11 protein-coding genes and 1 tRNA gene are annotated in these 20,570 nt (G+C 39.1%); 5 read left to right on the top strand and 7 right to left on the bottom strand.

All coding sequences use genetic code 11. The features are described from left to right. Positions 1–383: 383 nt before the first annotated feature. The 5 genes from pncB to aroA all read right to left on the bottom strand — a co-directional run bounded on the left by pncB (position 384) and on the right by aroA (position 14,424). Positions 384–1,688: a nicotinate phosphoribosyltransferase gene (gene pncB, locus ACFINF_RS00895; RefSeq protein WP_375619255.1), complete on the bottom strand. Its 1,305-nt coding sequence runs from the start codon at positions 1,686–1,688 to the stop codon at positions 384–386. Between the two features lie 132 nt (positions 1,689–1,820). After that, the gene (locus ACFINF_RS00890) at positions 1,821–10,391 is read right to left on the bottom strand and encodes a GH36-type glycosyl hydrolase domain-containing protein (RefSeq protein ID WP_375619254.1); all 8,571 of its coding nucleotides are present in this window, start codon (positions 10,389–10,391) and stop codon (positions 1,821–1,823) included. A gap of 227 nt (positions 10,392–10,618) precedes the next feature. After that, positions 10,619–12,319 (bottom strand): 30S ribosomal protein S1, encoded by a 1,701-nt coding sequence (gene rpsA / locus ACFINF_RS00885; RefSeq protein ID WP_026500132.1) that lies wholly within the window; start codon positions 12,317–12,319, stop codon positions 10,619–10,621. Between the two features lie 132 nt (positions 12,320–12,451). Next, positions 12,452–13,099 (bottom strand): (d)CMP kinase, encoded by a 648-nt coding sequence (cmk, locus tag ACFINF_RS00880; RefSeq protein WP_375619253.1) that lies wholly within the window; start codon positions 13,097–13,099, stop codon positions 12,452–12,454. Beyond that, the gene (gene aroA, locus ACFINF_RS00875) at positions 13,096–14,424 is read right to left on the bottom strand and encodes a 3-phosphoshikimate 1-carboxyvinyltransferase (RefSeq protein WP_375619252.1); all 1,329 of its coding nucleotides are present in this window, start codon (positions 14,422–14,424) and stop codon (positions 13,096–13,098) included. The genes cmk and aroA overlap by 4 nt, the downstream gene beginning before the upstream one ends. Before the next feature lie 187 nt (positions 14,425–14,611). Here aroA and ACFINF_RS00870 point away from each other — a divergent pair, with 187 nt between their 5' ends. Continuing rightward, positions 14,612–14,992, top strand: coding sequence for a TIGR02300 family protein (locus tag ACFINF_RS00870; protein WP_012754501.1), 381 nt, complete (start codon positions 14,612–14,614; stop codon positions 14,990–14,992). A gap of 116 nt (positions 14,993–15,108) precedes the next feature. Beyond that, a tRNA-Ala gene (locus tag ACFINF_RS00865) sits at positions 15,109–15,184 on the top strand. 1,203 nt (positions 15,185–16,387) lie between these two features. Here ACFINF_RS00865 and ACFINF_RS00860 read toward each other — a convergent pair. Then, positions 16,388–16,972 (bottom strand): hypothetical protein, encoded by a 585-nt coding sequence (locus tag ACFINF_RS00860; RefSeq protein ID WP_375619251.1) that lies wholly within the window; start codon positions 16,970–16,972, stop codon positions 16,388–16,390. A gap of 111 nt (positions 16,973–17,083) precedes the next feature. Beyond that, complete coding sequence (locus ACFINF_RS00855) at positions 17,084–18,265, bottom strand: DNA recombination protein RmuC (protein WP_375619250.1); 1,182 nt, start codon at positions 18,263–18,265, stop codon at positions 17,084–17,086. 90 nt (positions 18,266–18,355) lie between these two features. Here ACFINF_RS00855 and def point away from each other — a divergent pair, with 90 nt between their 5' ends. Genes def through truA form a run of 3 tightly spaced genes read left to right on the top strand, consistent with a single transcriptional unit; the run spans position 18,356 to position 20,566 of the window. Continuing rightward, complete coding sequence (gene def / locus ACFINF_RS00850; RefSeq protein WP_375619249.1) at positions 18,356–18,892, top strand: peptide deformylase; 537 nt, start codon at positions 18,356–18,358, stop codon at positions 18,890–18,892. Then, complete coding sequence (gene fmt, locus ACFINF_RS00845; protein WP_375619248.1) at positions 18,892–19,821, top strand: methionyl-tRNA formyltransferase; 930 nt, start codon at positions 18,892–18,894, stop codon at positions 19,819–19,821. Before def ends, fmt begins: the two co-directional genes overlap by 1 nt. Position 19,822: 1 nt before the next feature. Then, complete coding sequence (gene truA, locus ACFINF_RS00840; RefSeq protein ID WP_375619247.1) at positions 19,823–20,566, top strand: tRNA pseudouridine(38-40) synthase TruA; 744 nt, start codon at positions 19,823–19,825, stop codon at positions 20,564–20,566. Positions 20,567–20,570: the final 4 nt, after the last annotated feature.

Here is a 20,570-nt window from a genome sequence, read left to right as displayed (position 1 = left end):
GAGATGAGTGTGCTTGATTTAACAGGGTTGAAATGAGAAAAATTTATGATATTCGCACACGCTCTTTCAACATGCAAAATGATAGTATCTTATTGTACTGTATAACACCGTTATTTATGACAATGATATAAGGAAGCCCCCTTGGCTAAACTTCCCTAGCAAGTTAAGTATTTTTTTAATGCGTAGTGAATATTTTTAAGTCTGATCTGTCGATCCTTATGTAAGTGAAGCGTATGCGTGGTAGCCCAAGTAGAATCTGCTCAAAAAACAACCGAACTATTTACAGACCAGCAAAGGTTAAGAACCCTCATCCTTAGGGCAGGACAAAAATCAATCTTATAAACAATATGATGAGTCAGTATACTCATTTAAAGAACCGGAAACTACGTCTTTATAGGTCTAGCAATTCGCTTTTTATTACCAAAAAAATTGAGATAACGTTGTACTTCTTTTGAATCACCGATCGTTTTTTCAGGATTATCTGAAAGCTTTACGGCTGGTCGACCATTGGCATAGGTCACCTTACAAACAAGGGAAAGAGCATCAAGAGTTTCGATTTCCTGAGGTGCACAGCCTGTAAAGTCATTGGTAAGATCCGTGCCCCATCCAAAACTCATGCGCACTCTACCATGGAAATGATGATAGGTTTTTTCAATTGTATTGACATAAAGAGCATCAGAAAAAATTAAAAGTTTTTCGCGTGGATCTTTTCCTTTTTCTTTCCACCATTGAATAATACGTTCGCCACCTTCAATAGGGGGTGCACTATCGGGTCTGAAACCTGTCCAATCAGCGACCCAATCTGGTGCATTGCGTAAAAATGCTTCTGTACCAAAGGTATCAGGTAAAACAATGAGAAGATTTCCACCATAATAACGGTTCCAATCTTGCAAGACTTGATATGGAGCTCTGCGTAATTCATCATCGTTGTTGCTGAGAGCCGCAATAACCATGGGCAATTCGTGTGCATTGGTTCCAAGAGCTTCTAAATCCGTATCCATGGCAAGAAGAACATTAGAAGTTCCAGTAAAAGAATTACCAATGCCTTCTTTTAATGCTTCCACACACCAGCGCTGCCATAAAAAAGAATGGCGACGCCTTGTCCCAAAGTCAGATATTTTAATATCAGGCAATTTTTTGAGACGTTCAACTTTACTCCACATTTTTGCTTTAGCACGCGCATAAAGTACATCAAGAGCAAAACGATCTAGTTTTTTGATAGCTGCACGTGAACGTAATTCACTGATAATAGCAAGGGCTGGAATTTCCCACATAGAGCTATGAGCCCACGAACCATAAAAATGAAGCATATATTGGCCATCTTTGCGGGTTAGTTCATATTCTGGGAGTTGAAAATTCTCAAGCCACTGAAGAAAATCCGGTTCAAAAATTTGTTTGCGTCCATAAAATGTATTACCAGCAAGCCAGATCATTTCTTTTTTTGTAAAGCGCAAACTAAGAGCATGATCAAGTTGAGCACGTAATTCACTCTCGTCAATATCATCGGCAAGACGTATTGTTTTAGAGCGATTTATGAGGGAAAAAGTAACATTAACATCAGGATACAACCCCCAAATCATCTGTACCATAAGAAGCTTATAAAAATCCGTATCAAGAAGTGAACGAATAATGGGATCAAGTTTCCAAGTATGATTGTAAACACGTCTAGCAATATCCGGATGATTCATAACCTTTTTCTTTCAGTTTCATAAAATCTAAAATATTATGCACCAACACGGACAATATAGGCGGTGCGATATAACAACTCTACAGTTTTGGGCAAGAATAAAAAAGTCTGCTCTCTTTTTCATCTTTCATCTCTAAGATTTAACAATACGTATAATTTCATGCTGACCTGTTTTGTGTAACTTTATCCCCGCATGAACTTCGGTATATTTTTTGCCATTAACATGGAGCATATTTTTAGGTCCCCATTTTACTTTAATGGTATAAACGGCATCATAAAACTTCATTGTTGCTTCATATTTTGGCCAAATAGAGGGTAAATGTGGCTGTAAAAACAACAGGTCTCCCTGACGCTGTATTCCAAGAATAGCTTGTGTTGCAGCGCGATAAAACCAACCGGCTGAGCCTGTATACCATGTCCAACCGCCTTGACCACATCGTGGTTCAACAGAATAAATATCTGCGGCCATCACATAAGGTTCAACACGATAAGTTTCAGGATCTTGTCCATGGGTAATCGGGTTAATCATAGAAAATAACGCATAAGCTTTATCGTTTTGCCCCATTTTTGCCAATGCTAAAATACTCCAAATGGCACCATGCGTGTATTGACCACCATTTTCTCGGATTCCTGGAGGATAACCTTTTATATAACCAGGCTCAAGTGTGCTTTTGTCAAAAGGTGGCCAAAAAAGGCGAATAAGTCCGCCTTTTTTATCATAGAGATGTTCCAACATTGATGTCATTGCTTGCTTTTGATGTTCAGGCGACGCCATTTGAGAAATGACAGCCCAAGATTGAGCAATGGTATCAATTTGGCATTCATCATTGATTTTAGAACCAAGAGGTGTTCCATCATCAAAATAACCACGTCGATACCAAGCACCATCCCAACCGTTTTCCTCTAGGGATTTTGTTAAGCGTTCAAGGTATGTACTCCATATTTGCATATGGCTGTTATCACCACGTTTTTTGGCCAAAGGAATAAATGCTTTTAATGTAGTACCAAGAAACCATCCTAACCAAGTGCTCTCACCTTTTTCTTCCACACCTACCAAATTCATGCCATCATTCCAATCCCCACCTAAAATAAGAGGGATACCATGGGGTCCACAACGTTTAATGGCAAGCTCTAAAGCTAAAACACAATGTTCATAAACTGTTGCAACCTTTGAGGATTGGGTGGGTTGAAAATAAGCATCCTGTTGCCCACTTTTGAGAACATCGCCTTCAATAAAGGGAATGAGCGTATCAAGAAAGGCATCATCGCCAGTGGTATTGACATAAAGAGCTGTTGCATATGCAAGCCAAACGATATCATCAGAAATGCGCATACGAACACCAGCATTTGTATCGGGTAACCACCAATGTTGCACATCCCCTTCAAGAAATTGGTGCGCGGCGGCGTTTAACAATTGTTCACGTGCCAGTTGTGGTTCCAGCAATAATAAAGATAAGCTATCTTGTAACTGGTCACGGAAGCCAAATGCACCACTAGCTTGGTAAAATCCTGCGCGTGCCATGATGCGGCATGCATAGGTCTGATAAGGGAGCCAATGATTGACCATAATATCAAAAGAGGGATCCGGTGTTTTAACTTGAAAAGGAGAAACAAAATCGCTCCATTGCTGTTTTTGTTTTGTGAGCAGAATTTCAAAATCACTTGCACGTACGTGATTAAGTAATTTTTCAGCTTCTTGTCTATTTTCAGCACTGCCAAGATAAAAGATGATTTCTTTTGTTTGCCCTGCTTGAAGATCAATATCATAGGAAAATGCTGAACAAGGATCACATCCTGCTTCAATGGTATTCGAAAGAGCACCAGCTTTACGGATCGCAGTTGGATGCGTTACGGTTCCCGTTGCACCAATAAATTCAGCACGATTGGTTGTGGTGCTGGTTGGCATTTCAGATGCCGATAAGAATGTGACTTGTTGAGATTTTTCAATGTGATAAGGATTTTGAATAAAATGTACACCCCTTTTGTCCTCATAAGAGGAAATAATGAAGGGGGCATATTTTGTACGGGTATTTCCCAAAACCCATTCAACATAATTATAAAGGCGTAAACTGCGTGGTTTTGTCCCTTCATTCGTGAGGGTAAGACGTGAAAAGCGAACTGGTTTTTCCGGATCGAGTGTATGAGTCAGTTCTAATGCAATTTCTGAATGTGTCGATTTAAAAGTTGAAAATCCAAAACCATGACAAGCCTCATAGATAATATTTTCATCACATTCTACAGCAGAAACGGGTGAAAAACGTTTTAAAGACTGGCGATCAACCAGATAAAGTGCTTCTCCTGGCCGATTAGATGTTGGATCATTTGCCCAAGGAGTTAATTTATAATCGCGGCTATTGTTACCCCAAGTAAAAATTGCACCTTCAGCAGAGACATGAAAACCAAATTTGTGATTAGCGATGACGTTAATCCACGGGTGCGGTGTGGTTGTACGTCCATGAAGACGTATTACATAATGGTTATACTGGTTAAAACCACCGTAACCATTCCAATATTTTAGATCTTCTCCATTTATGGGAAAAGAGGATGGTTTTCGTTGGCTAATAAGACCAATGGAAGCAAAAAAATTTTGTTCAGTTTGTGTTGTAACTTGCCTTCCTTCGTTATATTTTTGGTAATCTAATTGATCATGCAATTCATGATAATTTTTATGAACTGTAAGATCAAAATCACTCTCATCAAATCGTTTAAGCTGTTCAGATAAAGAGCCATTTTGGGCATCAAGAACGATGCGCGCTGATGCAAGAAGCATTTTAAAACTTTGTTCATTTATTTTGTCACGCTGAAGCATGAAAATATGTTGGCGTTCATCTGCCTCTTGTGCGTGGTGTCGATAAGATTCACAGACCCATTCAAGAGCCCGTTGTGTATTTTGTATATAGGAAAATACTTGTTCATTGAGAATTACCAAATCAACGATGAGTCCGCGCATACGCCAATATTCGTGTGCTTTAAGGAGCTCACGCAGTACAGAGATATTTCCCTCGTTATTTAATCTAAGGAGACAGAGTGGATTGTCTCCTGAAATGGACATAGGCCAAAGATCGGACTGTTTTCCAAGCGTTTTTGCTAATATTTCAGGAGAAAGACGCCATGTTCGATCAAGGTAGATAAGCGATGTGGCATATTTTTGATAGACAATAGCTTCTTTAGGCTGGGTTCCGCTCTGATACAGTGCGACTTGTGAGCGCGTCCATGCCCTTGAAAGTTCTTTTTGAAACATATCGGGTTGTCGATAATGTTTAATATGATTATGCAGCGCTTCTTTTGTATGAGCAGCAAAAGTCCAAAAAATAAGTTCTGCTTTTCCATATGCTGAAATTTTGATACGGCATCGCAATGACATAATAGGATCAAGAACACAACCTTGACTGTTACTGAAACGAGTATTTTGGTCAAATGCAGCGGGCCGATGAATAGATCGACCCCGCCCAATAAACAGAGAGCGATCCGTTTCAGCTTCTGTCTCTTGGAGAATATCTGTTGTACTAGAGACAAAATGGGCAACATAGATTTCAGGATCGCTAGGTGAGCGTTTGCGCCTTTTAGCAAAAATTGTTTTACCTTCCTCAGCAATTTCTGTCTCTATAAACATACGGGAAAAAACAGGATGAGCTTCGTCTGTATCCATTGTGGCAAGCGCTAATTCACCATAAGAAGTCACTTCAATGAGGCGCTCTTTATTTGTCGTATTCATCAGTTGAATACGTCTACCTTCGCCACATCCTTCAGATGTAATAAGACATTCAAGTGTTGATTTTATACCATCAACCATTTTTGTATATTCAGCCTTTTCATCTGTAAAAATGCTGACAGCTTCTTCTTCAATAACACGTGTTGGCTCACTAGTAACAGACCACCACCGTCCACTATGCGTATCGCGTAAGAAGAATAAAGTACCTTGTTGATCTTCTGTTGCATCAGGAATAAAGCGCGTAATCGCATAATCGTGCCACCGACTGTAGCCAGAACCATTCGCTGTTAGCATGGTAAAATAAAAGCCATTAGACAAAAGTAACGTTTCTCGTGGTTTGAGCAACGGGTTTGTAATAATGCGCAAAGGAGCGGCGTCAAGTGCTTGAGACTTATTGCGCATACGATTAACAGCTTTGGTATGAATAATAGGAATGAGATGAGGCGCTCTTTCCTGTAACAGCAATTGCGTTGCTTCAATAATGGGATCACGGTGAAAACGGTCACGCATTCGCCCTTGAAAAATAACATTGTTAAGAGCAAGGATAGACATGCCATGATGGTGCGCATAATAATTGCGTACAACAGCGTATTTTTCCCCTGTTTTCACGCGTGAAGGGGTAAAATCGACAGAGTCATAATAACCATATGTTCCTAAAGCTCCAAGATCACGAAGTCGTTTTAAATTAGCGACAGCGCAAACAGGAGCATATTGTGCCGCTAGAAGGCTGGCATAGGGAGCAATGACAGCATTGCGTGAAAGACCACGTTGGAGTCCGAGGTTTGGAACACCAAAATGAGCGTATTGGTAATTCATTAAATGATCGCGAGCGTTAAATGCGGCCTCTGAAATACCCCATGGCAATTCCCGTTTATGAGCATATTGTATTTGACAACGAATAATCAATCGATTTGTTTGATCTAGGACAGATCCTAAAGGTTCATGCATTACGAGAGATGGCATAAGATATTCGAACATCGATCCAGACCATGATAGGAGCGCACCTTTCCAACCTATGGGTACGAGGAGTCGACCAAGACGAAACCAATGTTTAAGTTTTATGTCTCCTTTTGCGATAGCAAAAAAACTTGCAAGACGTGCTTCTGAAGCAAGTAGATCATAACAATTTTCATCGAGTTTGTTTTCTTGAACACGATATCCAATGGATAAGAGATGCCGTTTAGGCTGTTCTAAAAAGTCAAATTTCATATCAAAGGCTATTTGCCGTGCAACTATAGCCAACCTGTTTAGTTTTTTACGTAATTTTTCAGTATCACAATGAGCAGTCGCATCATGATGATAAGCGTTACAGGTATCGATAAGGCATTTAGCCCAAGAAAGCGCACGAGCAGATTCTATCGTTTGAATTTTGTGGTCAAGTTCACTGACTAAGTGCACAATATCATGGGCTGCATGTGAAAGGTCTATGATGTGAGAAGGAATCGTATTTTCTTGTTCTACAAAAGTGAAGACAGAGTCATGAAAACGAGTGATGTTTTCTTCGATTTTTTGACGTAAAGAGCGTAAATTGGGTTGATGATCTGGAATTTCTTTGACAGTTTCTTCAAGAATAGCAAGAACATCCGATAAGCCTTCCCGATCACTTTGAAAAAAAAGAGGCGGTTTTTCAGCCCATTCACTTAAGGCAGAAGCGAGTGTTATCAAATGACCGGCAAGATTTCCTGAATCAACGGTTGATACATAAGTAGGTAAAAGAGGCCTGAGTGTATCCGTTTCATACCAATTATAGAGATGACCACGGAACTTTTCCATTTTTGTAAGAGAGCGTAATGTACATTCAATACGGGTAATGGTCTCTTCAAAACCAATCCAGCCAAAATCACGTGCAGCAATAATAGAAAGGAGATAAACGCCAATATTCGTAGGAGATGTACGTTGAGCAACAAGAGGTTCAGGATCTTCTTGAAAATTATCGGGAGGCAAATAGTTGTTTTGTGCATTGACAAAGGTTGTATAATAAAGCCATGTCCGCCGTGCAATAGAGCGAAGTTTTTTTTCATCTTTTGAGGAAAGATCAAGGCTATCTTGAAAGGTTGAAGGTTGACTCACAATCCAAGCAATGAAGGGTGAAAAAAACCATGCTATCCCAAAAGGAAAAGCAATCAAGCTTGCAAAACTATCAGAAAAAAGAGAAAGTGCTACAGTAAGGACACCAATAAGCGATGCTGGTGCCATTGTAAAAACATAGAAACGCAAACTATTGGGCATTGATTTTGTTGCGGCAGAAGTTTTCCATTCAAGAAGATGCTGTTTTGAAATCGTCATACGATAGAGTGTACGAATAATCGCATCGGTCATAAAATACGCCGAATGAGCAAGAAACGTCGTTTTAAGAAATATATCAGCGCTTGTAAGAGCAGTTTTGTTCCAAATTAATTGAAAATGTCCACGCAAAGAATGATCTATATTGGACGAGACTAGCGTTTTTAATACACATAGAATGGGAGAAATGAAGGAGCTAAACAACAAGAATATTTGCCAGACAATTGCACTCTTGAAAGACAAAAAAGTCCATCCTGCAAATGCTGCGATTAACCACATAAGTGGAGTAAGAGAACGACGTAAATTATCCTGCATTTTCCAACGCGTCACGGAACTTATTTGACGGTGGGAAAAAAGATAAGGCAAAAGCTGCCAATCACCGCGAATCCAGCGATGATAACGCATAACATCAATATTATAAGCGGTTGGATAGTCTTCAATGACTTCTATGCTACTTACCAGAGCAGTACGAGCATAACCTCCTTCTAAGAGATCATGACTAAGAATAGTATTTTCTTTAATTTTGCCATCAAGCGCTTGTTCAAATGCATCAATATTATAAAGACCTTTACCGATAAAGGTACCTTCTCCTAAAAGATCTTGATAAGTATCAGAAACGGCAAAAACATAAGGATCAATGCCACGGTTGATAGAAAAAACCCGTTGGAGAATTGATGTTTTTTTTCCTGTTGTAAGAGAAGGAATAATGCGTGGTTGTAAAACGCTATAGCCTTTTACAACCTTTCCACTTTGCGGATCAAAAATGGGATGATTGAGTGGATGATTAAGCTTTCCAACAAGTTTCGCGACGCTCTCTGGAGTAAGACGTGTATCACAATCCAGCGTCATAACAAAACAGCAATCCATAGGGAGATGCGGATCGGGAGGATAAAAGCTTGTGTTTTTATCGCCTCTTAAGAGCCGATTGAGTTCATGAAGTTTTCCTCGCTTTCGTTCCCATCCCATCCAACATTTTTCGCTTGTATTATAAAGGCGTCGGCGATGTAAAAGGAAAAAAAGAGGAAGTTTATCACGATGATAACGACTATTGAGTTTCTCAATACTCTTTTGCGCATAGTGCAATAAATCAAGATCATCTTGCGTTTCTCTCAATGGAGCATCCACCCAATCTGTAATGAGTGCAAAATGAATGGCACCTTTAGGATTAGAAAGATAGTGCACTTCAAGATTGCGCACTTGTTCATCAATATCATCGCGTGATGTCATCAAAGTAGGTACAACAACCATTGTCCGTGCATGTTTTGGAATACCTTCTTTATATTCATAGCCAATGAGTTGTCTTGATGGGACAAACCATGAAACAACAGTGTTAAATAAAGCAAAAGCAGCATCGATAGTAGGAAAAAGCGCTAATACAGTAAAGCAAAAAGACATCCATGATGTCATGCCAGATATTTGTAAAAGGGCGTAAATTACAAGCAAAAGAGCGAGCGTCAGAAAAGAGACAGGAATGGCGATAACTCTCAATTTTGAGCAACAGGAAGCTCGTGTCCATTTTATGAGAAAGGGCGGGATATATCCACAAGCCTTTTCAAATATGCCACGACCATCATCAACAAGGTACCACCCCACACAAGAATGATGAGGCATATCTTTAGAAGTGGAATTTGCCATTTCTACAACTTTATGTGCAATTTCCAGCTCACTAAGAGGCGAAAAGCGTGCAACTTTTTCAATGACTTGTCGATAAATATTGCGTGAGTGAGAATCAATTTCAGAAAAATCACTATTTTTACGCAAAATAGAATCGACACAACTCACTGTTTCAAACCATGCTGTCCAATCAACATCATCTATAGCTTTAAGAGCACGGATAATATTTCCCATGGTCACACCATCTGCTGCTTGTCGGGTATGTTCATCAGCTGTTGCAATCTCTAAGCTACTGCCTTGGCTTTTCAATTGCTTTTCAAGCCAAGTTAATGCTACGGTTGAATCGACAGATGCACTACGCAAGCGATAGAATAAATGTGCTGAAAACGTTGGATCAACAGTAAATGGTTTATACTGCGTAAAGAGAGAGTGTAGATTTGTTTTATTTTCTACAAGAGAAATTTTATCAGCTACTTGACTAGCAAGATGGCGCATATGTCGCGCTTTTTCGATACGTACTGAAAGACGACGGACATTTTCAATGAGCAGCATTTGCATAACAGAAGGAAGAGCCCACAATTCACCAATTGTGAGCGCACAAACTTCTTGAAATCCATTGGTCATAGCAGTGAGTGTTTCTTGTGAAAAGCTGCTATCGGTATGCGCAATATAAAGCCAAGTTAAAGCAAAAATTCGTGGTATTTCCGCTTTGTGTGTAGAAAGAGGAAGTTGCTTTATGAAGGACTTAGGTAGATTACGACGTAGCTTTTGTATAGTTTTATCAATGGTGTAATGATTATCAATGAGCCATTGAGCAGACGGTGCGATAGTCTCATCATTTCGGGCTGCAAAATCACTGGTATGAAAGGCATTAAGAATAAGTTTCGCATTTTCATTCAATCTATTGCGAAAATCTTCTACTCCTTCATATTCAGGGAGTAAAATTTCTTTACCAGAAGCTATATCATGCCCTAAGTTATAAAGATCTTCCCGTACCTTATAAATTGCACGAAGAGGAAAATCCGTATTAATAAAATGGTTTTTTTTCTCTTTTTGAGAAAAAAAGCACTTTATGAAAGGTATTATGCACGTCATAATGTCCCATTGTTATTCAATTACATCGTTTTTTATTTAAATTGTAAGCATTTTATCTGAATAGTGAACCGTTGATAGACAAAAAAACAAACTTTTTGTTTTTAGTTGCAAGCATTTATAATTTTTTACGCAATAATTAGAAAATAAGCAGACAATTTTTTAGAAAATAAAAAGGTCACCCTAAAATGAGTGACCTTAATAACACCGTAAGCTTTAATGATTGATGATTAATCTTGTTCTTGTTTTTTTAAAGCAGCACCAAGAATATCACCAAGAGAAGCACCCGAGTCTGTAGAACCATATTGTGCAACAGCTTCTTTTTCCTCTGCAATTTCTAAAGCTTTAATCGATACTGAAATTTTACGTGTTTTTTTATCAAATGCTGTGATGCGAGCATCAACCTTTTGCCCAATTGCGAAACGCTCAGGACGTTGCTCATCACGATCACGCGCGAGATCAGCACGCCGAATGGTTGTCTCAAGGTTGTGGTCAATCAATTTTACACCAATGTCATTGTCGTTAACAGCAATCACTTCGCATGTTACAACAGCACCTTTTCGCAATTCGCCAGAAGCCGCTGCTTCTCCAACTTTATCGCTGGAAAGCTGCTTAATTCCAAGAGAAATGCGCTCTTTTTCAATGTCAACATCAAGGACCACAGCTTTAACGATATCGCCTTTATTGTAAGTATCAATGACTTGTTCACCAGGACGGTTCCAATCAAGATCAGACAAATGAACCATACCGTCAACATCGCCTTCAAGCCCAATAAACAGACCAAATTCTGTTTTATTTTTAACCTCTCCTTCAATTTGCGAATTGACAGGAAATTTATTGGCAAAAGCTTCCCATGGATTTTCAAATGTTTGCTTTAAGCCAAGAGAAATACGCCGTTTAGAAGGATCAATCTCAAGAACAACCACTTCTACTTCTTGTGATGTAGACAGAATTTTTCCAGGATGAACATTTTTCTTCGTCCAGCTCATTTCAGAAACATGGATCAGCCCTTCGATTCCTGGCTCAATTTCAACAAAACCACCGTAATCAGTAATGTTGGTGACAGCACCCGTAATTTTTTTACCAATCGGATACCGAACACTGATACTTTCCCAAGGATCACTTTCAAGCTGTTTCATTCCAAGAGAAATACGGTGTGTATCTTGATTGATGCGAATAATCTGAACTTTAATCGTTTGACCAATTGTGAGGACTTCAGATGGGTGGTTAACACGCCGCCATGCCATATCTGTAACGTGCAAGAGACCATCAATCCCACCAAGATCAACAAAGGCACCATAATCTGTGATATTTTTCACTACACCTTCAACAATTTGGTTTTCTTCAAGATTTTGTACAATTTCTGAACGTTGCTCGGCGCGACTTTCTTCTAAAACAGTACGACGTGAAACCACAATATTGCCACGACGACGATCCATCTTCAAAATTTCAAAGGACTGAGAATTATGCATGAGAGGTGAAACATCACGAATGGGACGAATATCAACTTGGCTGCGCGGCAAGAAAGCAACGGCACCATCAAGATCGACTGTAAAACCACCTTTTACTTGGCTAAAGATCACTCCATCAACGCGTGCACCAGCATTGAATTTTTCCTCCAAACGGACCCAACTTTCTTCGCGCCGTGCTTTTTCACGCGATAAAACAGCTTCACCCATCGCATTTTCAATGCGTTCAATGTAAACTTCAACTTCATCGCCAACTTGCAAAGAACCGTCTTTTGCTTTAGCTCCAAATTCTTTGAGAGGAATACGTCCTTCGACTTTAAGACCAGCATCAATAATGGCCATGTCTTTTTCGATTGCAATAACACGACCTTTAACAACAGATCCTTCATTAAGATCATTGGTTTGAAAAGATTCTGTTAAAAGGGCTTCAAAATCCGCTGTTGTGGGATTGTATTGTGACATAAGAACTCCTAATATATACCTTGTGTTATAAGGTATGAGCGCTAGGTTAGTGTTAACATAAGCAACTCCCTGCCTTTCTCCTTGAATAAAGGAAAAAAAGTTAGCGCTAGGCTGGAAGTCACCTTAACGAATTTATCCAATTATATGCATTTTTATGATTGGATCAATAAAACTACATGCAATTTCAAATGTTGCTTCTATACTCAATTCTGACGTATCAAGCAAGTGGGTGTTTTTTGCTGGTTTTAGTGGACTTTGTTTGCGCATTATATCGCGACTGTCGCGCTGTTCAAGTTGAGCTAGGATTTCATGATAATTTGCTTGAACACCTTTTTTTAAAATCTCCTGGTAGCGACGTTTGGCGCGCGTTTGAACATTGGCTAGAACATAAAACTTAATATCGGCATCAGGACAAACAATAGTTCCGATATCACGTCCATCAAGCACACAGCCAGGCAAAACTTTAGCAAAGTTGCGTTGTTTTTCGACAAGAATTTTGCGTACAGCAGGGTTAATCGCTATTTTTGAAGCCGCTTCACCAAGTTCATGAGAAGAAAGAAGGGAAGGATTTAAAGTATTAAAATCAAGTTCTTTAGCATAAATAATAGCATTTTTTTCATCATTAAGAGCTAAATTTTGTTGTAAAAGCGTATGAGCAACACTACGATAAGTAAGACCAGTATCAAGATGGCGAAGACGATAATGTGCAGCAATTTTGCGTGCTAAGGTTCCTTTGCCTGAGGCTGCAGGTCCATCAATGGCAATAACAAAAGGCTTCAAGCGATTTTCCCCCCAAGTTGTTTTATAAAAGGAATAAATTCTGGAAAGCTCGTAGCGATCATTCGTTTATCATCAATGGTAACAGGTTTTTCTGATACAAGCCCAAAAATGAGAAAACACATAGCAATTCGATGATCAAGATGTGTGGAGACATGTCCACCACCCAAACCTTTGGCAGAACCTTTCCCATAAACAATAAGAAAATCTTGACCTTCTTCACAGTCTACGCAATTAATTTCGAGTCCTTGAGCAACAGCAGACAGTCGATCTGATTCTTTTACACGCAATTCTTCAATTCCTAACATCACTGTTTTGCCTTCTGCAAAGGCTGCTGCTACTGCCAAAGCAGGATATTCATCAATCATCGATGGAGCACGTTCTTTGGGCACCATAACGCCTCTAAGAACCGATGATTTTATCCGTAGATCAGCAACATCCTCTCCACCTGTTTGACGTCGGTTCAAAAATTCAATTTGAGCACCCATTTCCCACAATGTTTCGATAAGTCCTATTCGAGAGTTATTTATCAAAACATTTTCAATGGTGATATCAGAGTCTTCTACAAGAAGGGCTGCAATAATTAGAAAAGCAGCAGAAGAAGGATCACCCGGAATATGAATCGTTTGCCCAGTAAGATGGGGTTGACCGTTCAGATGAATCAAATGCGCACCTTCATTATCTTTTTCTATTTCAAGTTGTGCACCGAATGCTTTTAACATTTTTTCCGTATGATCTCGTGTTAGAACTGGTTCAATAACAGTTGTAATGCCGGCGGTATTGAGTCCAGCAAGCAAGACTGCTGATTTAATTTGGGAGGAAGCTATTGGAACACGGTAACGAATCGGATTAGCCATTTTCGGACCATAAAGCGTTAAAGGAAGGTGATCGTCGTGCGTTGCTTCAATTTCAACCCCCATGAGACGCAGCGGATCAAGGATACGTCCCATTGGACGTTTAGAGAGAGAAGCATCACCAATAAAGGTTGTTTTCATATGATATGGACCAACCATTCCCATAACCAAACGAGCACCCGTTCCAGCGTTTCCAAAGTCTAAAGGTTTTTGTGCAGCTAAAAGGCAACCATTCCCTGTTCCTCGTATGGTCCAGAAGTCATCTTTTTTAATAATACAGGCACCCATAGCTTGCATAGCAGCAGCTGTATTGAGTACATCAGCGCTTTCAAGTAATCCATGAATATGTGTCTCACCACTTGCTAATCCTCCCAATATAAGAGAGCGATGAGAGATTGATTTATCTCCTGGTATTTTAATTTTTCCAGAGAGACTACTCGATTTATAGGTGGTTATAGGGATTGCTTTTTGCATGGAAATTCTATTTAATTCTATCTAACTTTTATGAAATTGTGCATCCTTTAGCACATGCTTTAAAAGACGTCATGAAAAAATCACTGTGGAACAGTGTATTTATCTTTGACAAAGGCATTATTTTTCGATTAAGCACCATAAAATTTATCTTTTAATGGAATAATAGTTAATCAAAGAGGCACGGTTTATGGCAAAACAAGAACTTGGAACTAAACGTGTTGATCCAGAAACAGGAAAAAAATTTTACGATCTAAATCGCGATCCTATTGTGTCGCCCTATACAGGAATTTCTTATCCGCGTTCTTACTTTGAAGTTGCAGCAGCTGAAGCGAACAATGAGGAAGACGTTGATGCTGAAGAGCTTGATACAGCACTTGAAAAATCTGCTTTTATGCTTCTTGAAGAGGATGATGAGGATTCTAAAGATGACGATCTTCCTGATTTAGAAGATAGTGATGTAGATCTCGGTGATGACGATGATACATTTTTATCTCATGATGATGACGATGAAGATGATGACGTTACTGATATTCTCGGAGGCGGTGTTTCTAATGATGACGATGCTTAAGAGAAGTGAAAGAGGATATCTTTTCCATTGAATGTAAATTCTTCTTGATCTTCAATTTTGATCGTTCTAAAAAGCTGAAATTGTATACTTTCCTTTTGGAAAAATTTGTTTTTATAGGGGCTATAGCTCAGCTGGGAGAGCGCTTGCATGGCATGCAAGAGGTCAGCGGTTCGATCCCGCTTAGCTCCACCAAAAGGACCAGATATTCTATCAAGGGAATTAATTATAGTATTAATTATAATAGAGAATCTGTGCATCAATTTAAAAGATTTATGTGCTATTAAATCATCATTCAAATAGCGCCTGTTCCTTGCATTTTAATGATATTATAACACATTTTTAATCATTTGTTGGATTATAAAATTTTACTGTCGTAACCGTGAAAGTAGATAATTTTTATGCTTTGCACAAATACAGAAAATGATCTGTTTAACTTACGTCTTGTTTTAAAGGACAAAATTTGAATTCCCTTTATCACAATATTTCCACAAAATCATAATAATGTTGGCTATCGATATCTTTTTAAAAGGTACGAAGTACCTAAACAAAGATGAGAGAATAAAATATTAAAATATACTTCTCAATTATTGCGAATCAGAGCTTTTTTCGAGTATTTTTAGCCTGATCAAATGTCCTGCCAATTAAAAAATTGCCCACCTTGAGTAGCATCTACCTGCTTAATACCTAAGGTATATTCACGTTTAAATAACATATTGAATCAATTAATTTTGTTTCCTTGCCCGTCACAAACAAGGTTGAAGTGTGAAAGCGAAGTGGCGCCATCATTATATGTGCTAATTCCCAATGTTACCGATAATTCTTACATTTGAGAATGTTCATAAGAAACATTTTTAGTCTTTTCTTTCACAGTTTTTATCCACATGCCAATTACGCTTGTTATGTGCAAGCCAATTGTTTTTATTGATTTAACCTCAAGAGATCTGAAATGATAAAACCCTACGCCATTCGAGATTCTTACTTTAATATGATGCTCGAATTGCATTTTTTTTTGGTTGCTATTTTATACGTTAACAAAGAAAATATTCATGTAATAATCAGCCAGTAATACGCATAATGAAAATAAAAAATGAGATTAAATTTTAAAATTTTTCTTTAATAATCTCTGTTACTTAGACCTGTGCGAAATACCAGAGCCAAATAGGAGACAGTTTCCATTGTAAATTTTTTAAACAAAGGAGGTAAAAATATCGAGAGTGCACTCAAATATATTGTGTATTGCAAAAGCTTTCTGTCTCTTTGGTTTATTCTAAAAAATAACAATTTATTTCATTTGACAATCGGAAAAACGATACAGTTTTACCACGCCATAAGAAATTTGGCTCTCAAATAATTTTACCGCAAAAATTCCCTAATTGAGATTTTCAAAAATCTTCCCTAACGCCATCCACATCTCTTTAATTGCTGTTCATAGAGCCTAGATATCCTTGCCATGCGCTGTGCTGCCTGTGAAAGTGCAGCAGAGACACGCCCGCCACGCGCATAAGCACCATGTCCCATATGATAATTTAAATAAAGGCTATATGCATCATCAAATCTCACTCCATTGCGTTGAACACTTTGGCGATGGTACCAAGCAATAAAATCAGCAGAATCTGCAAAATTCGTACGCCATGCAAAAGATCTGCCCGTAGAGCGAAGATACATTGCCCATGTACTATCAAGCGCTTGAGAATAACCATAGGCTGTCGATTGACGCTTCCATGGAATAAAACCAAGTAGTTTTTTACGTGGAGGACGTGCATTGTGACGAAAGCTCGATTCCATATTAATGGTTGCAAGAATAATAGGCATAGGAATCCCATAGCGCAGTTCTGCACGTTTAGAAGCCTTACCCCAATTGTCAAAAAAACCATTTTTTTGTGCCAAAATAGCACAAGCGTTGTTTGTGTGTATGGGAGTGGTTGTTGCACACCCATCTAGCAGAAACACCAGTGCCCCTAAAAACAAAAGGTGTCGCATATTCCTATTCCTCTCGTTTAAGAAATAAAACAAGATAGAGGTACTAAAAAAGTATTACCAATCAATAAAGAACATGATCTGACTTGTGATATTTAAGAAGCTTGCTTTGCTTTATTCCTCATCAGCAAAACGCAATGTTTGCGACTGAGATAATGTTGTCATTTTTGTTGGTTCGGAGTGATTCTCTTTTAATTCGACAGTTTCAATGCGATTTGCTCGTTTCATAATTTTGGAGGACGATATCAAAATTCCCTCTATATCTTCACCTGCTTTGTGAAAGTGCTTCTGTAACGCACGAACACGCGTATCCATTCGTCCAAAATCTTCCATCAATTTTGCTACTTCTGATTGAATTAAATGCGCTTGTTCACGCATACGTGCATCTTTCATAATGGTTTGTACCACTTGGACAGAGAGCATCAACAAAGATGGTGAAACAATAATCACATGGGCTCTATTGGATTTTTGTACCAGTGCTTCAAAGTCCTCATAAATTGTTGCAAAAATCGATTCAGATGGCACAAAAAGGAAAGCAGTGTCATGGGTTTCTCCAGGAATCAAATATTTTTGTGCAATATCACGAATATGGACCTCCATATCGGTACGAAATTGGCGTTCTGCCTCTTGACGCTCTTGCGCTGATTCTGCCTTACGCATAGCATTCCAAGCCTCCAGAGGGAATTTAGCATCAACAACAAGAGAAGGGGCTTTATTGGGCATATGAATGAGACAATCTGGGCGCTTTCCATTGGAAAGAACAGCCTGAAAAGCATAAGCATTTGTTGGTAAGGCATCGGCAATAATTGCTTCCATCCGCCCCTGACCGAAAGTACCACGTGTCTGCTTATTGCTTAAAATGGACTGCAACTGAACAACTTGTCCCGTAAGCGATTGAATATTATTTTGTGCCGCATCAATTACTGCTAAACGCTCTTGCAAACGATTCAAATTTTCATAAGTGGATTTGGTCTGTACCTGAAGTGTTTGGCCTAAGCTTGTTGTCATCCCATTGAGTTGCTCACTAAGTGATTTATTCAATTCAGCCTGCCGTTGACCAAAAATTTCCGCCATCGTTTGCATTCTGCCTTGCATTTCAGCTTGTGTTCTCAGCAAGGTAGCCATCTGCATTTGTGCCTCCCGTGCGCGTTCAGCAATTTCATTTTCCAAAAATGCTTTTTTTCGATGAGAATGTACCAACATAAAAAATGCCAAACAGACAAGTAAAAATAAAAGCAAAAGCATTAGCTTAGAAAAAAACTCACCAGTGAGTATGGAAAAAAACGAATCAAACATAAATTGTAATATAACGCTCTTATTGTAAAAAAACGCAAGAATCCGTTATTCAATATTGACCAATAACAAACCATTGATTAATCTCTACTTATGCCAATGAGATCTTTAGTTACTTTACCTGATCCGATTTTACGGGAAGTGTCCAAACCCGTTGACCAGGTCGATTTAGCTCTCCAAAAACTTGCGGATGATATGTTGGAAACCATGTATAATGCTAAGGGCGTTGGTCTTGCTGCTATTCAAATTGGTATACCGCTACGTATGTTGGTTATAGATGTCTCTGGAAATTCTGAAGATGAGCAGAAAAAACCATTTGTTATTATCAACCCTGAAATTTTATGGCTTTCAGATGAGCGTAATATTTATAAAGAAGGTTGTCTTTCTATTCCTGACTATTTTGCAGAAGTTGAACGTCCTAAACGCCTTCGTGTTCGCTATCAGAACCGTGAAGGAAAACAAACAGAAATTGAAGCAGACGATCTCTTGGCAACTTGTTTGCAACATGAAATTGATCATTTAGATGGGCGCCTTTTTATTGATTACATTTCAAAGATCAAACGCGATATGGTGATACGAAAATTTAAAAAACGCGAAAAAGAAAAAAACATGCAGGAAGCAGTTTTGTAATGGCTTTACGATTAAGTTTTATGGGAACACCAGATTTTTCTGTTCCTATTTTACATGCTTTATTGGATGCAGGTCATGATGTTGTTGCTGTTTATAGTCAACCCCCTCGCCCAGCAGGACGTCGAGGACTTAAATTAATCCCTTCACCTGTTCACAATGTAGCAAAAGAGAAATCTATTCCTATCTTTACGCCACAAACACTCAAAACAATCGAACAACAGGAGCAATTTGCAGCACTTTCTGTTGATGTTGCTATTGTGGTAGCTTACGGACTCCTTTTACCCAAAGCTATTCTCGAAACACCGCGTTTTGGTTGTTTTAATGCCCACGCTTCACTCTTACCACGTTGGCGTGGTGCTGCACCTGTTCAACGAGCAATTATGGCTGGTGATAAAGAAACAGGTATTATGATCATGAAAATGGATGAAGGACTTGATACGGGACCCATCGCTCTTTCTCGCTCCATCCCCATTACTGATAACACCACCACTACTGAGCTTTTAAACAAACTTTCACATATTGGCGCAGAACTTATGATAGAAACCCTATCAACTCTTGAAAAAGGACAACTTAAACTGACCCCACAATCAGAGACAGGCATCACCTATGCTGCCAAAATCAAAAAGGAAGAGACCCGCATTGATTGGACAAAACCTGCAGAGTTTATTCATAGGCATATCCGTGCGCTCTCTTCTTCTCCTGGTTGCTGGTGCAATATGAATATTGGGGGACGAGAAGAACGTGTAAAAATTCTTGATAGTCGCTTAACAACAGGTCCTTCTCTTGAAATTGGACGGATCGAACCAGATTCTTTGATTGTCCATTGTGGACAAGGGCGGATAGAAATAACCTCTCTCCAAAGATCGGGTGGTAAAATCCTTGATAGCGCAACCTTTTTGCGAGGTGCTCATATTTCTGCTGTTTTTTAAGATGCCACGTTTTAAACTCACTCTTGAATATGATGGTTCAAATTATGCTGGTTGGCAGCGTCAAGCAAAACTTCACACTGTACAAGGAGCTCTTGAACAAGTAATCTTTTCCTTTAGTGGACAACAATTGACTATAACAACAGCAGGAAGAACCGATGCGGGCGTACACGCTACGGGACAAGTTGCGCATGTTGATTTCATAAAAAACTGGCATCCCCATACTGTACGTGATGCGCTCAATGCTCTTTTACGTAAACAGGGAGAAGCGATTTCAATCTTAAACGTACAAAATGTCCCTGATGACTTTGATGCACGATTTTCCGCTGTAAAACGCCATTATCTTTTTAAAATTCTTAATCGTCGCTCTCCACCAGCCTTAAATGCCAAACGCGTGTGGTGGTTGCCAAAGCCTCTTAATGCTGAAGCCATGCATGAAGCTGCTCAAAAGCTTGTAGGAAAACATGATTTTACCACTTTCCGTTCAGCTCATTGCCAAGCCAAAAACCCTATTCGCACCCTTGACCGTTTGGATGTTCAAAGAGAAGGTGAAGAAATTTTCCTTTATGCGCAAGCTCGTTCTTTTCTTCATCATCAAATCCGTTCATTCGCAGGAAGCCTCATGGAAGTGGGTATTGGACGTTGGACAGCTCAAGATCTCGAAGCGGCTCTTCATGCTAAAGATCGTAAACATTGTGGTGTTGTTGCTCCTCCTTCAGGTCTTTATTTAACCAAAGTAGAGTATTAATTAT

The organism is Bartonella sp. TS25HLJMH, assembly GCF_042193505.1.
GTDB classification, from domain to species: Bacteria; Pseudomonadota; Alphaproteobacteria; order Rhizobiales; family Rhizobiaceae; genus Bartonella; species Bartonella grahamii.
The sequence above is the reverse complement of the archived record's forward strand: the minus strand, read 5'-3'. Positions and strand labels throughout refer to the sequence as shown.